This is a genomic window from Avrilella dinanensis (genome assembly GCF_002807015.1).
Classification (GTDB): Bacteria; Bacteroidota; Bacteroidia; order Flavobacteriales; family Flavobacteriaceae; genus Flavobacterium; species Flavobacterium dinanensis.
Genome location: NZ_NIPO01000001.1, coordinates 1330319 through 1344119, shown reverse-complemented (window position 1 = coordinate 1344119; position 13801 = coordinate 1330319). Strand labels below are relative to the sequence as shown.

General features: G+C 35.5%; 10 protein-coding genes. 1 reads left to right on the top strand and 9 read right to left on the bottom strand.

The window, feature by feature from the left end; genetic code table 11:
- Positions 1–47: 47 nt before the first annotated feature.
- The 5 genes from CDL10_RS06375 to CDL10_RS06355 all read right to left on the bottom strand — a co-directional run bounded on the left by CDL10_RS06375 (position 48) and on the right by CDL10_RS06355 (position 7122).
- Positions 48–1382: an HlyD family secretion protein gene (locus CDL10_RS06375; protein ID WP_100677756.1), complete on the bottom strand. Its 1335-nt coding sequence runs from the start codon at positions 1380–1382 to the stop codon at positions 48–50.
- Positions 1383–1460: 78 nt separating this feature from the next.
- On the bottom strand, positions 1461–3725 hold the full coding sequence (locus CDL10_RS06370; RefSeq protein ID WP_100677755.1) for a peptidase domain-containing ABC transporter: 2265 nt from the start codon (positions 3723–3725) through the stop codon (positions 1461–1463).
- Positions 3718–5283 carry a vitamin K epoxide reductase family protein gene (locus CDL10_RS06365; RefSeq protein ID WP_100677754.1) on the bottom strand — a complete coding sequence of 522 codons (1566 nt, stop codon included), beginning with the start codon at positions 5281–5283 and terminating at the stop codon, positions 3718–3720. The genes CDL10_RS06370 and CDL10_RS06365 overlap by 8 nt, the downstream gene beginning before the upstream one ends.
- 7 nt (positions 5284–5290) lie before the next feature.
- Positions 5291–6709 (bottom strand): TlpA family protein disulfide reductase, encoded by a 1419-nt coding sequence (locus CDL10_RS06360; RefSeq protein WP_100677753.1) that lies wholly within the window; start codon positions 6707–6709, stop codon positions 5291–5293.
- Between the two features lie 113 nt (positions 6710–6822).
- On the bottom strand, positions 6823–7122 hold the full coding sequence (locus tag CDL10_RS06355; protein WP_100677752.1) for a hypothetical protein: 300 nt from the start codon (positions 7120–7122) through the stop codon (positions 6823–6825).
- Between the two features lie 262 nt (positions 7123–7384).
- Between CDL10_RS06355 and CDL10_RS06350 the strand changes: the two genes are divergently transcribed.
- Positions 7385–7798, top strand: a complete 414-nt coding sequence (locus CDL10_RS06350; RefSeq protein WP_100677751.1) for a helix-turn-helix domain-containing protein — start codon at positions 7385–7387, stop codon at positions 7796–7798.
- A gap of 74 nt (positions 7799–7872) precedes the next feature.
- Here the strand turns inward: CDL10_RS06350 and CDL10_RS06345 are convergent, their stop codons facing one another.
- The 4 genes from CDL10_RS06345 to CDL10_RS06330 all read right to left on the bottom strand — a co-directional run bounded on the left by CDL10_RS06345 (position 7873) and on the right by CDL10_RS06330 (position 13781).
- The gene (locus tag CDL10_RS06345; protein ID WP_100677750.1) at positions 7873–8718 is read right to left on the bottom strand and encodes a DUF2911 domain-containing protein; all 846 of its coding nucleotides are present in this window, start codon (positions 8716–8718) and stop codon (positions 7873–7875) included.
- Positions 8719–8724: 6 nt separating this feature from the next.
- Positions 8725–10698, bottom strand: coding sequence for a protein-disulfide reductase DsbD family protein (locus CDL10_RS06340; protein WP_100677749.1), 1974 nt, complete (start codon positions 10696–10698; stop codon positions 8725–8727).
- Complete coding sequence (gene tilS / locus CDL10_RS06335) at positions 10698–12002, bottom strand: tRNA lysidine(34) synthetase TilS (protein ID WP_100677748.1); 1305 nt, start codon at positions 12000–12002, stop codon at positions 10698–10700. The genes CDL10_RS06340 and tilS overlap by 1 nt, the downstream gene beginning before the upstream one ends.
- 138 nt (positions 12003–12140) lie before the next feature.
- Positions 12141–13781, bottom strand: coding sequence for a S8 family peptidase (locus CDL10_RS06330; protein ID WP_100677747.1), 1641 nt, complete (start codon positions 13779–13781; stop codon positions 12141–12143).
- Positions 13782–13801: the final 20 nt, after the last annotated feature.

Here is a 13801-nt window from a genome sequence, read left to right as displayed (position 1 = left end):
CATTTTTTAGATTTTAGAATGTAAATTTATAAATCAGTTGGATTCTATCAACTTCTACTAAACATATCTCTGAACTGATAAAGCAGTCGTTCTATCAATCGCAAATCTTCTGTGATGATGTCTGCTGTCCCGGTCATTTCTTGTTGGAATATAATTTCTTTATCGTAAGAGGTTTCTAAACCATCAGGCAGGGTTACGTCAATAAGCAGGTTGTTTTCTTTGTCGGGTGTTAGGGAAATGGTTTTTACTTCTCCTTTGACGATTCCAAACTCTCTGTCTGGGTAATTTGCCAAACGGATATTGACTGCCTGTCCTGTTTTAATTTTCCCGGAGTTTAATGCAGGTGCTTTGATTTTTCCCACAAAATCAGATTTCGTTTGCGGCACAATCACAAAAGTATTTTCTCCGGCGTTGATGGTTTGGTTTTCTGTCCAGATTTGCATAAACGAAACTTGTCCCGAAATAGAAGAACGCAAAACGTACGTTAATTCCCATTCTGTTATGGATTTTTTGAGTTGGTTGAAAGATAAGATAACATTTCGCAGTAAATTAATATTGTCTTTCGACTGATTTACCGTTGTCGTTTTTTTGTTTCGGTTTAAATCGTTGAGCGACGAACGCAATTGAGAAATTTGCGATTGTAAACTATTGTTGCTTTTTTCCTGTTGCAGATATTCTACATTTTTCTGTTCCCATTCCTGTGCAGAAATTACGCCTTTTTCATACAAGTTTTTATAGCGATTTAGTTCTGTTTTTTTGTATTGGAGTTCTTTTTGTCCGATTTCTTTCTGCCCGATAAGCAATTTCAGTCTTTCGTGCTGTTGAGAAGTTTCGATGTTTTGGGCAGTAATTTCAATTTGATAAGGTTCTAAATCTTTATTCAGTTTATACGCCAGATAATCTTTTTGGAACAGAGCATAGGCACTTTCAATGGTTCCTAAATTCAAAACAGGGAGCTTTTCTAACGGAAAAATAAAATCATCATTGTTTATTTTAATGCTATCAACCACCGATTTCAACAAAAAAACATCGTTGTAATCTGCCGGATTTTCGATAACTGCCAAAGGTGTATTTTCAGCAACAGAACTTCGGTCTTCTACAAATATCTTTTCAATTTTACCAGAACTGTTAGCTACTAATTTTTCAGGTGGAATTTGGGTTGTGATTGTTATTTCTGTTGTGATAATATCGGGATATCTGATAAGCCAGGAAAACAGAAAAATCAAAACGATAATAAACAAAATAAGCACATTTCCCCATCGTATCATCCAATGCGGAACACGAGTAAGAATGTCCTGAACTTCCTCACTTCTTAATTCAATCCTCCCCAACCCCTCCAAAGGAGGGGATTCGTTTTCTGTATTGTTATTGTCAAAATTCATTTTTATTTTTTAAGTTCAACAGCTCCTCCCTTTACTTCGTCAGTTCGCTTCGCTCGTGTGGGGAGGTCGGGAGGAGATTTAATTTCCTAACTGTAATTGATTTTTAACCAATTCGTAATAATTTCCTTTTAAGGCTACTAACTCTTTGTGACTTCCTTGCTCGATGATTTTCCCTTTGTCCAAAACCACGATTTGGTCTGCATTCATCACGGTACTCAGTCTATGAGCAATAACCACAACCGTTTTGTTTTTGAAAAAGATATTGAGTTTTTCCATAATTTCCTTTTCATTATTGGCATCTAACGCACTTGTTGCCTCGTCAAAAAACAACATTTCAGGATTTTTATAAACTGCCCTTGCAATCAAAAGCCGTTGTTTTTGTCCGGTACTCATCCCCATTCCTTCCATTCCTATTTTGGTATTGTAACCTAAAGGCAAACTATCAATATACGATTTTATGTTCGCTACATCTGTGGCATATTGAAGTCTGTGCTTGTCTATTATATCCACGCCCACAGCAATATTATTAGCAATTGTATCGTTAAAAATATATCCCTCCTGCATGACCGAACCTATGTGATTTCTCCACGATTTTTGAGAAATATTTTTTAAGTCTATTGTGTTATAAAAGATGTTTCCTTCAATAGGTTCATAGAATTTTAAAAGCATTTTCATTAAAGTAGTTTTGCCACTTCCACTAACTCCTACGATTGCCGTTATTTTGTTTTTCGGAATGGTAAGGTTTAATTTATCCAAAACAAACGTATCAGAACCTGTGTATCTGAAAGACACGTCTTTAAGAACAATATCCGCTTTTTCAGGAATATCTTTTATGGATTCGCTTTCGGTTTGTGATTCGTCTTCTTTATCGTGGATTTCTCCTAAGCGGGCTAACGATATTTTTGCATCTTGCAATTCTCTGACAAAGCCAATAAGTTGCATAACAGGAGCATTCAGATTTCCAACAATAGACGAAATTGCCATCATCATACCCAGCGTAATTTCTCCGTCAATGACTAATTTTGCAGAAAGAAAAACGATAAAAATATTTTTTAATTCATTGATAAAATTAGATCCAATACCTTGGGTTTGCTCTAATACTAATCCCTCCATTGATACTTTAAACAGTCGAGCCTGTACATATTCCCAACCCCAACGTTTTTGCTTTTCGGCATTGTGAAGCTTGATTTCCTGCATTCCGTTAATCAGTTCGATGACTTTGCTTTGTTCCTGACTTACTTCGGAAAATCTTTTGTAGTCTAACTTTTCCCTTCTTTTTAAAAATAAAATAATCCAACCGAAATACAACAAGCTTCCCAAAAAGAAAATTCCGAATATTTGTAGATTGTAGTACGCCAAAACGCTGCCCATAATCAACATATTTACCACCGAAAACAACACACTCAAAGAAGATGTTGTGAGTATTCTTTCGATTCGGCTATGGTCATTGATGCGTTGCATAATATCTCCTGTCATTCGTACATCAAAAAACGAAATCGGGAGATTCATCAGCTTGATAAAAAAGTCTGAAATCAGAGAAATATTGATTCTCGTTGATAAATGCAATAATATCCAGCTGCGGATAAACTCCAAGGCAGTTTTTCCGAAAAACAAAAAAAGTTGAGCAATAAGCACCAGCCAGATAAAGTGCATATTTTGGTTTTGTATGCCGACATCTACAATGCTTTGTGTCAAAAACGGAAAAATAAGCTGTAAGATACTTCCTGCTAAAAGTCCGATAGCCAGCTGAATGATAAACGATTTGTATTTGAAAAGATATTTGGATAGAAAGCGGAAACCGAAAATCCTCCCCCCAGCCCCCTCCTTTGGAGGGGGAGCTTGTTCGTAGAAGTTAGGTGTCGGTTCTAACAATAAAGCGATTCCTTCTTCGGTAGTTTCATCGGCATTATTCCCTATCCAGTGTTTTAAAAATTCTTCCTGAGTGTATTCCAATAAACCAAAAGCCGGGTCAGAAATCCCCACCCTAACCCTCCCCAAAGGGGAGGGAATTTGTTTGTTGCCTTTCCGAAAGAACTTCCCTCCTTTGGAGGGATTGAGGGAGGATAAAACCACATAGTGATTCTTATTCCAATGCAAAATACAAGGCAAAGGAGCTTCCAACAGTTTTTCTAATGATAGCTTAACTCCCAAAGTTCGGAAACCGATTTGCTCTGCTGCTTCACTTAATGACAATAGGTTTGCTCCCTCACGAGTAGTTTCTGAAAGCTCCCGTAAGGTTTGGATATTAAGCGTTCTGCCATAATGTTTGGCAATGATTTTAAGGCAGGTAGCTCCGCAATCTTTGGCATCGGCTTGTTTGTAGTGGGGGAACTTTTTAGGCATTTTTTTCTTCTAAATCCGAAATAAAATATTTCAGTTCTTCTAAATCGTAATCACTTGGATATACGTTTTTGTTGAAAACAATAACAGGTGTATAATTTAGATTATTTCCAACACAAAACAGATATTGCTTTTCTAGCTCTGATTTTGTGATTTCTGAAATTTCTGTTTGCTTCCATTTTCTAAGCCAATCTTCTAAAGACATTTTTTTTATATACCAATCATCAAGGGCATTTATAATAGTATTGTTTTCAGACAAAAATATTTCATACATACTTTCTACAACAGGAATAAAAGGGTTTTCTGTATTTTGAATGTTTACGTTAAACAATATTTCTAAAGAAATTTTTTCGGGATAGCTTTTAAAAAACTCCAATCCTTTTTTATAAGTGCTATAGCAATGTCCACAACTCGGACTTAAAAACAATTGTAGTTTAATTGAATTTTCTTGGTTGTTTATGGTTATTCCTCTTAATATTTCAATCTCTTCATTAACAGGATTTTTATTCGACAGAAATTCAAATATTTCAAATTTGCGTTTAAATCTGAACAAAGTTCTGTTTTTTGAAACCAAATCATTTCTGCTTATAAGGACTTTTTCAACTGTTTTCCATAAAAACCAAGCTACAATAACGGTTATAACATATTGTAAATATTCATAAATATTCCAAGCCATTTCATCGTATGAAAACAGAAAAATTATCGCTTGTAGAAATAAAACAAATGAGACTCCTAAACACAGAATACACCATTTTTTGATTTTGAATTGCTGTAAATAAACAGAATACAAAATAACAGGAACAGACAAAAGACAGAAAAATCCTATTGGCTCAAAAAATGTAGGTTTTGCAACAATCAGAAACAAATTTGCAAAAAAGAAAACAATGGGTAAATCCGAAAAACTGATTCCAAAAAGAAGTTTACTTTCGTTTGATTTTACAACAGAATCGCAGGAAACAGTTTTGTTTGAACCGTTACAAACTTTGGAAACAACAGGATTTGCTTCGCCCAAAGATTCCTGTACAATAAAAATTCCCAACAAAAGCCCGATTATTGAAAGCAGCAAAAATGCAGTATAATTCCAGAAAAATAGTTCAGAATTTATCTGATTTAGCAAACCTCCAAAAAACAATAAAACCAAAGGAACTGTAAACCAAATATTTTTATTTTCAAAAACAGAAGGTTTTGGTTTTTCTTTTATTTCGTTTTCTCCAATAGCTAAAATAAGTCCGTCCCAAATGTTTTTAAATTCATCAAAAGTAATTTTTATTGTTTTGCCTTTTCGGTTTTCATAAGAGATTCTTGCTTGGTCTTTATTGACCAAAACAAACTCTGTTTTGTTTTCTATAAAAATAGATGCCATGAATTTTTCAGGTAAATTTTGTAGCTGTTCTTTAGGTACTGTAGCAGTTACGATTTCAATTCCTGAAAGTTCCAAACTATCCGTAATAGCATACAAGCTCGGATAATTAGGGTGCGATAAATAATTTTCTTTAAACTCCTCAAAATATGACGGTTCGTACTTATTTTGAGATAAGTATTGAGAAATAAGGATTTGCATTTAAAAATTAGTTCTTTAAAAGTTTATCAAGTTCTTGTTTGATAATATCACTATCGGGACTTGGAGCGTTTTTGTGAACCAGATTACCTTGTTTATCATATAGTAAATATCTCGGAATAGAGCGTAAGTTCAATTCTTTATAAAAATCAGCATTCGGATAATTAACAGTTAATAAGCTAAAACGATTTTGTGATAGTCCTTCGTCCCTATTTGCCTTTTGCCATTTTTCAAAATCATTATCAATAGACAGATACAAAAACACGACATCTTTATCTTTGTATTGTTTGTGCAGCTCTCTTGAAGCAGGCATTAAAGCCCTACAAGGAGCACACCAGCTTGCCCAAAAATCTATGTAGATTACTTTACCTTTATTTTCTTCTAAAATTTGAGATAAGGTTTGTTTTTGTTTTTGGGAGTTTATAAAGTAAATTTCTTGGGTTTCTTTTTTTAGGTCTGTAAAGTTCAGTAAATACTTGTCTTCCAAAAAAGCAACTAAAGTTGTGTCTTTTGCTGTTTGCTTAAAGTTATTAAATCGATCTCTGAAATCATTGTATGAAAAACTTTCTGTCATTCGATCTAAATAATAAAACAACAAATAATCCTTTGCTTTTTCTCCATAAATGTCTGATTGATAAACCGAATCAAAAGCTGTTTTATAATTTGGAAAGGAACCGTTGTTACTTTTGATATTAGTTATATTAAATTTTTTAAAAGCTTGGTTTACAATATAACTTTGATATTCCTCTAAACCAATAATTGAATCATTCTTTAAAAATATATTATCGTCAAAATCGTTGCTTTTGATTTTTTGAGAATATAAGAATTTGATTTTTATAATTTTATAAAACGGTTCGAAAATTAAATTGTTCCTGTACAATGAATCTAATCTTTCTGCTGCTAAAATATAATTTAGGCTGTCTTTCTTTATAGCTTTTATCTTCAAGGCTACATTTTCAATCATAAAATCAGGTATAAATAGAATTGAATCTTTTATATTTGTCTTTTGGATATCTCCAACTAACGTATTACTATTTTTATAATATTCTTTTATATCTTCTAAGTTGGTATAATCGACTACGATAGTATCTCCTCTTTTAAGATAATAGGTGTTTTGTATTAGAGCTGAAAAATTTAAATTCACAAGCATAATGTTATTGGTATGCTTGATTCTTATTGTATCAACTTTACCGCTAAGGTTGTTTTTATAATTAGCTAAACTATTTTTATAATCTATTATTTCAACAAAATTCGGCTTATTAAGTGCATATATATGTTTTTCTAAAACTTCTGTTTCTCTTTCAGGAGAAAAGTTATTTAAGATCAAAACAGAATATAATGGACGAGTATTCTCTTTTATTTCTCTTTTATTTTCAGCACAGCTAATAAAAATAAATAGTATAAAAAAAAAACTAAATAAATTATTCATAAGATTAGTATGTAAAGATTAGAAAGAAACAATCTAAAGTAAAGAAAATAAATAATGTAAAATTACATGATTGATAAATTCAATAGAAAGTTTCTTTCTGTTTTTTTAAGAAATTAATACCAAGAGGCACCACCACAGCTATCACAGCACCATTTCCCGCCGTAAGCACCAGCTCCACCTTGAGCAGTTTCTTTATCCACATTTCTTACAACAATTGAACCCTGACCATAATTACATTGAGGACCATGTTCACCTGGTGCTGTACATTTTGGGATATAGAAAGCGCAAGTCCCAGTACCTGCACTTGCTGAAAGTCCAATATCAGATATTGCATAATTACCCCCTGTTAAGTTTATCTGTTGCTCTTTGGTTAAAACAGCAACACCTTCCAAATTTAAAATTGAATTTAACATAATTCAAAAAATATTTAATTACACATAATTTCAGCAAAGCCACTTTAGCTTTGCCTAATCCTTATCTTTCATCTTTTCAAATCTTATGCGCACTTAGTTCTGTTAAAACGAAGATAAGAATGTTTTTATCGTTACAAACATAAATCATTTACACAGATATGCTTATACAAAAAATAAACAGATTTTGGACAAATTTTAGACAAGTTTCGCACATTTATTTTGTATTTATCTAAAAGATTCTACTTTTGTAAAAATTGCTCTCATGAAAAAGACAAAATTAATTAATGCTCGGAAACAAAAGGGTCTGAGTATTAAAGAAGTAGCTGATTTGATGAAAATGGAAGATTACTCATACAGAAGACGAGAAAATGGCAAAGTAAAAATTTCTAATGAAGAATGGGTAAGATTAGCTGAAATCTTAGAAGTGAAATTTGAAGATATATTTGAATCAGAAAATATCACCTTCGCAGAAAGCCAAGACCAACCCTCAAATATATATACTGTTCCTGAACACCTCCTTGAAAACCAAAGAGAGTATATAGATACACTAAAGGGTGAAATATCTAAACTTAAGGCAGAAATACAATCTCTCAAAGCGAGGAAGATTGACAGAACCGACATTTACCCGGATTCAGACAAAACTATACAACCTCATGCCAAGCAAAATAAAAAGTAATAAAAACTCCCAAGTAGGTAAGACCACACCTGACCATAAAAAAACCGACTCTTCCGAGCCGGTTTGTTTTTAGTTTATTCAGACCATTCCTTGATGGATTGCTCATTCATTCTTACGTATTCTTTGTTTCCTGCCTTGGCAGCTGCCTCAGAAGATTTTTGAGCAGTTTCAATCGCTCCTTTTTTATCGCCGAGTTTTGCCTGGATTAAAGCCTTTTGTCTCAAGACATAAAACGGTGTTTCTCCGTCCGACATTTTGACACTTTGCTCAATAAATTCCATTGCTTTTTTCAATTCAATATCCTCAGTATAAAGATACTGTGCCGCCAGGAAATAATCCCGTGCTGACGAGGTTCCGGCATTGAGTCCTTTTTCAATGCTTTGCAGAGCTTTTTTCTGTGTAGGCACTTCAAACGGAACGGTCGCTTTTGTTTTTTCCCACGAAATAACCAATTCTCCGCTATTGTTATCTATCGGGTTAACGGCAATAGTCAGATATTCGGTAAAATCGGTCGGGCTGAGCTTTGCTCCGGCTTTCAAAGCAATTTTTTTATCGTCCCAATTTTGAGGTACGCCCCAGCTTTTGGTATCGCTATAAAAAATGACTGTCCAGCTGTCTTTTTCAGGAATAGTGTATAAGGCATATTCCCCTTTTGGCAAATGATTTCCACCAATAATCACATCGTCTGAAAAGCTGATTTTGGTATTTTCATTTGCACCGGTTCGCCAAATTTGTCCATAAGGAATCATATCACCAAAAACAGTTCTTCCTTTCACTCCCGGACGGGCATATTCCAATTCTATTTCTGTCAATCCGACTACTTGTTCAGATTCTATTTTCGGGCTTGCTGCCGGTACCTTAACTTGTGCATAAGTAGATAAACTCATGGCAAATACTGCGGTTAAAATTATTTTTTTCATGATATATTATTTATTATAGTTATCTAATCCTGATTGCAACCAACCGGCATATTCATCGACATTAGGTGTATAACCAACCGGTTCTGCCAGCTGGTTTTCGTTTTCATCTAAAAGAATATAATACGGCTGTGCATTCATCTGGTATTTTTCAATCTGGAAATCACTCCATTTGTTACCGATAGAACGGATTTTCTTTCCGGTTGTTTCTGAAATATATTGCTCACTTTCCGGCAACGGTTTTTTATCATCAACATATAATGAAATCAACACAAATTCATTTTTTATCTTAGATAAAACAGCGTCTTCCGACCAAACGTAATCTTCCATTTTACGGCAGTTCACACAAGCAAATCCGGTAAAATCCAATAAAATCGGTTTTCCGACAGATTTGGCATAATCCACACCTGTTTGGTAATCGGTAAAGGCAATAATGCCGTGAGGCCCTTCTTTGGCTCCTTCCGGTAATTCCTGAACAGCTGAGCTGCCACCCCCGCCTCCTACCCCGTGCGGACTTTCCGAATAGGTCATCGGTGGCGGAAATCCGGAAATGATTTTAAGCGGTGCTCCCCATAATCCCGGAATTAAATAAATAGTAAATGTAGATACCAGCAATGCCATAAACAATCGTCCAACTGAAAGTTTTTCGATAACACTATCATGTGGTAAACGTATTTTCCCGAGCAAATACAATGCCCATGTTCCGAATACAGCTATCCAGATAGCTAAAAACACTTCTCTTTCCAGCCAATGTTTTTGCAATACCAAATCTGCATTGGATAAAAATTTAAATGCCAAAGCTAATTCCAGAAATCCTAACGATACTTTCACGGTATTCATCCAACCACCCGAACGCGGCAAGGTGTTGAGCCAACCCGGGAACATTGCAAATAGCATAAAAGGCAAAGCCAATGCCAGTGAAAAACCAAACATTCCGATAAGCGGTGCTAAGCCGCCTTTTGACGCTGCTTCAACCAAAATCGTTCCGACAATCGGTCCTGTACATGAAAATGACACTACTGCCAGAGCTAATGCCATAAAGAAAATACCTACCATACCACCGCGGTCTGCCTGACGGTCAATTTTATTCGCCCAGGAATTAGGTAACATAATCTCAAATGCACCTAAAAAGGAAACGGCAAAAATCACTAAAATTCCAAAGAAAATGACATTAAACCAAACATTGGTGGACATGGCATTGAGGGCATCTGCACCGAATATTTTGGTTACTATCAGTCCTAAAACAACGTAAATCACAATGATAGATACGCCATAAATAATAGCATTCCGAATACCTTTAGCCCGGTTTTTACTTTGTTTGGTAAAAAAGCTGACCGTCATCGGAATCATCGGGAACACGCACGGTGTGAGCAATGCAGCAAAACCACCTATAAATGAGGCAATAAATATCCCCCAGAAACTTCTGCTTTCATCTTGCTTTACCGGTTTATCGGTCGCTTTATTATCATTTTCGGTTGTTGCTTTATCTTTTTGTTGTTGCTGGAAAGCCTCAAAATTTCTGACTTCCTGAGCTGTTAATTCTTTTAAATCAAATACAAAGTATTTATCTTGAGGAATACAAACATCTACGCAAGCTTGATAGAACAAGGTTAATTGTATATTTTCTGCCTCAGGATTGGTTACTTTTATTTTTTGTGTAAAAGTTACTTCATCAACAAAATAATATTCATCTACTTCAAAAATATCATTGAACTGAACCACATATTCACTTTCTTCGGCTTTGCCCACCGGCTCATAATTGCCCTCGGCATTTTCAAACACCAATTCGGTGGGTTGTGCACCTCCTTCTGGTGTAAACTGCGAATACATATGCCATTCGTCTTCAATCATTCCTTTTAAAGTAATAACATACTCATTGTCAGACGATTTCTCTATTTGAGATTGCCATTTTACCGGGTCTTGTATTTGGGCAAATCCGGCTGTGGTTAACAGAATAGTTAAAATAGAAATTAAAGTTCTCATTATATAATATACTTAATATTTAATTGTTTTTGTGTTTTAGCTGTTGTCTTAAACCGGTCGTCCATTCGGTGCCCGATTATCCAGATAACCCGGTCTTTATTATCAGTTAAAATCCACGTTTCTTCTTTCTCAAAAAGGCTAAATTTTTCATCTTTGAAATATTTACTCAGTTTTTTCTTTCCTTTCATTCCGAATGGATAAAAATAATCTCCTGCTTTCCACTTCCTTATACAAAGCGGAAAATCAAGCAAATCTTCATCTACTACAATCTGATTTTTATCCGTTACAGGATTTTTTTCTTCAAAAATACCCAAAGTTAATGATATTGGTTCAAAAACCTTCTTTTCATCTTTGTTAATTTTGTAATAATCTTTATTATTTTGAAAATTAATGGTTTTCAGCACGAGCCTTTCTCTATCTTTAAGCAAAATATGCGTAGGCGAAAAAACCTGTTTTCCACTTTCGGAATCCATAAGTTGGTTAATATCTTCCCAGGCTGTGAAATTATATTTTTTCAGAAACTGATAAAGAAAAGCCTGAGGATTTTTATAAGATTTCAATTTGCTAATATCTATATACACCTCATCATCTGATAGATAGCTCACACATTTATTTTCAAAGCCGGCAATGGCTTCTTCCAATATATCATTAACCTGATTGAGATTGGCTTTGGTTTGCAAAAAAGTTTGCAAAAACTGCGGATTGATAGTTTCCAAAACCGGCACAACATGATGACGAATCCGGTTGCGGGCATATTTATCGGAAGAATTAGACTTATCTTCTCGCCAATTCAGTTGGTTTTCTTCGGCATATTGCAAAATTTCCTGCTTAGTGAATGGCAACAACGGACGAATGATTCCGTTGTTTTCTTTGATACCCAAAAGTCCGCTCAAACCTGTACCCCGAACGAAATTAATCAGAAAAGTTTCTGTATCGTCATTCAGATGATGAGCCGTCGCCAGGCAGGAATAACCGTATTGTTTTTTCAGTTCGTCAAACCAATCATACCGCAATTTTCGGGCAGCCAATTGTATGGACAAATTATTTTGCCGGGCATAATTTTCCGTATCAAAATGCGTCAGATGCAGTGGCAGATTATTTTCCCGGGCGAAGTTTTCCACAAACTTCTGGTCTTCATCGCTTTCTTTTCCTCTCAATTTAAAATTGACATGTGCCACAGCAATATTAAAATCCAGTTTTTGAAGTATATATGCCAATACCACGCTATCCACACCACCGCTTACGGCGACAAGCACCGGGCAATCTTTGAGGTGGCGGTAATTTTCTGCGATGTGAAGTTCCATTTTAATGAAAAAACTAATGGTCAAAAATACATAAATTAGTTCACACTTATGACATAAAAAAAACTGCCCGGAAATTCCGGACAGTTTTTCAACAAATTTTGAACCTGTTTAAATTTGTATTGTAAAAATGTTTATAGGTTATTTCTGTGCTTTGGCTTTAACCACTTTATCAGCCATAATCAAAGCATTGTATAAGTTCACGAATTTTCCGGAAGTAGAAATATCCTGGAAATTACGTTTGTCGGAAGCATCTCCGGATACAATCACGTCAAAGTTTACCGGTACACCTGAATCTTTCATGATTTGTTTTACCTCAGGTGCTGTAAGGCTCGGGAAATAAGAACGAATCATCGCGGCAACACCGGCTGCGTTTGGCGAAGCCATTGAAGTCCCTTGTAAATACTCATATTTTCCATGAGGAACAGTTGCGTAAATTTTAACTCCCGGTGCGAAAACATCTACATCAACATGACCAAAGTTAGAGAACTCAGCAACCATTTTTTCTCCGAAAGTAGGGTTCAAGGCACCTACAACCAAAAAGTTATCAGCGATTTCATTTCTTTCGCCTACTTTTCTGTCGTTCGGATATCTTTTGATTTCGTCGCCTTCTACCGGATTCAAATCCATATTATCGTTACCGGCAGCAACGACAATCAACACGTCTTTTTCTGCAGCATATTTAATTGCGTCATATACCCACTCGCTGTGCTGAGCGAAATATTTACCGAAACTTCCATTGATTACTTTAGCTCCATTGTCGGCTGCATAACGAATCGCCAAAGCAACATCTTTATCATATTCATCTCCGTCCGGCACGGCTCTTACCGCCATGATTTCAACGTTTTTACTGGCAACACCGTCGCCGCCCAACTTGTTCCCACGAGCCTGAGCAATGATTCCGGCTACGTGTGTTCCGTGTTTGGCATGGTCTCTGTCACCCAACACATCATTGTTACCATAATCGGTATCGTTAATGTCGTCCGGATTGTCGCCAACGATTGCTCTTCCGTCGAAGTTTACATTCAAGTGACTGTTTGCTTGAGAGTTATAATATTCTGCGATATCGTCGATATAATCAAATCCATCACGTCCAGCCATGTAGATATTCAAGAAAAGACTCGTTCCTGCTATTACTTCTTCAGGAGCATCTTCTGGAATTGCCAACAAATCTTCTTTCTCGAATCTGTCTTTGCCTAAGTACTCTGTCACGGCATTACGCAATTCTTTAAATTGCTCTACACGCTTTCCAAGAGGCTCGATACCTGCAAGTTCTTCGTCTAATTTAGCCTTAGCTTCTTTGTATAATTCAGAACCGTCATCGCCTTTTTTCACGATACGGGTAAACTCTAAATTTTCTGCATTGGACTCACCTAACAAATTCCAACCATGTATATCATCTACATAACCATTGTTGTCATCATCAATACCATTTCCGGCTTTTTCTTTCGGGTTAGTCCAGATAGCATGTTTCAAATCTTCGTGGTCAATTTCAATACCAGAATCTATAACAGCAACCACGACTTTTTGTCCTTTTTTGTTTTTAATGATAGATTCGTAGGCTCTGTCCACCGACATTCCCGGAACGGTATCTCTCAAAATATCTAAATGACTCCAGCGTTTTAACTGGTCTTCACTTAAATCGGTCGTTCTCGCCGGGATATGGTCAACCGATTTGATTGGTGTCATATCACTTAAATCCGGCAAAGTTTGTACGGATTTACAGCTTGTTAATGCAATCGCTAATGCAGCGGATAAATAAAAGGGTTTTGTGAATTTCATGTTTATGTGATTTATCTCTT

Coding starts and splice junctions, on each gene's coding strand:
- CDL10_RS06365 (WP_100677754.1), bottom strand. CDS start 5,283: ATGCAAATCCTTATTTCTCAATACTTATCTCAAAATAAGTACGAACCG.
- CDL10_RS06330 (WP_100677747.1), bottom strand. CDS start 13,781: ATGAAATTCACAAAACCCTTTTATTTATCCGCTGCATTAGCGATTGCA.
- CDL10_RS06375 (WP_100677756.1), bottom strand. CDS start 1,382: ATGAATTTTGACAATAACAATACAGAAAACGAATCCCCTCCTTTGGAG.
- CDL10_RS06345 (WP_100677750.1), bottom strand. CDS start 8,718: ATGAAAAAAATAATTTTAACCGCAGTATTTGCCATGAGTTTATCTACT.
- CDL10_RS06340 (WP_100677749.1), bottom strand. CDS start 10,698: ATGAGAACTTTAATTTCTATTTTAACTATTCTGTTAACCACAGCCGGA.
- CDL10_RS06350 (WP_100677751.1), top strand. CDS start 7,385: ATGAAAAAGACAAAATTAATTAATGCTCGGAAACAAAAGGGTCTGAGT.
- tilS (WP_100677748.1), bottom strand. CDS start 12,002: ATGGAACTTCACATCGCAGAAAATTACCGCCACCTCAAAGATTGCCCG.
- CDL10_RS06360 (WP_100677753.1), bottom strand. CDS start 6,709: ATGAATAATTTATTTAGTTTTTTTTTTATACTATTTATTTTTATTAGC.
- CDL10_RS06370 (WP_100677755.1), bottom strand. CDS start 3,725: ATGCCTAAAAAGTTCCCCCACTACAAACAAGCCGATGCCAAAGATTGC.
- CDL10_RS06355 (WP_100677752.1), bottom strand. CDS start 7,122: ATGTTAAATTCAATTTTAAATTTGGAAGGTGTTGCTGTTTTAACCAAA.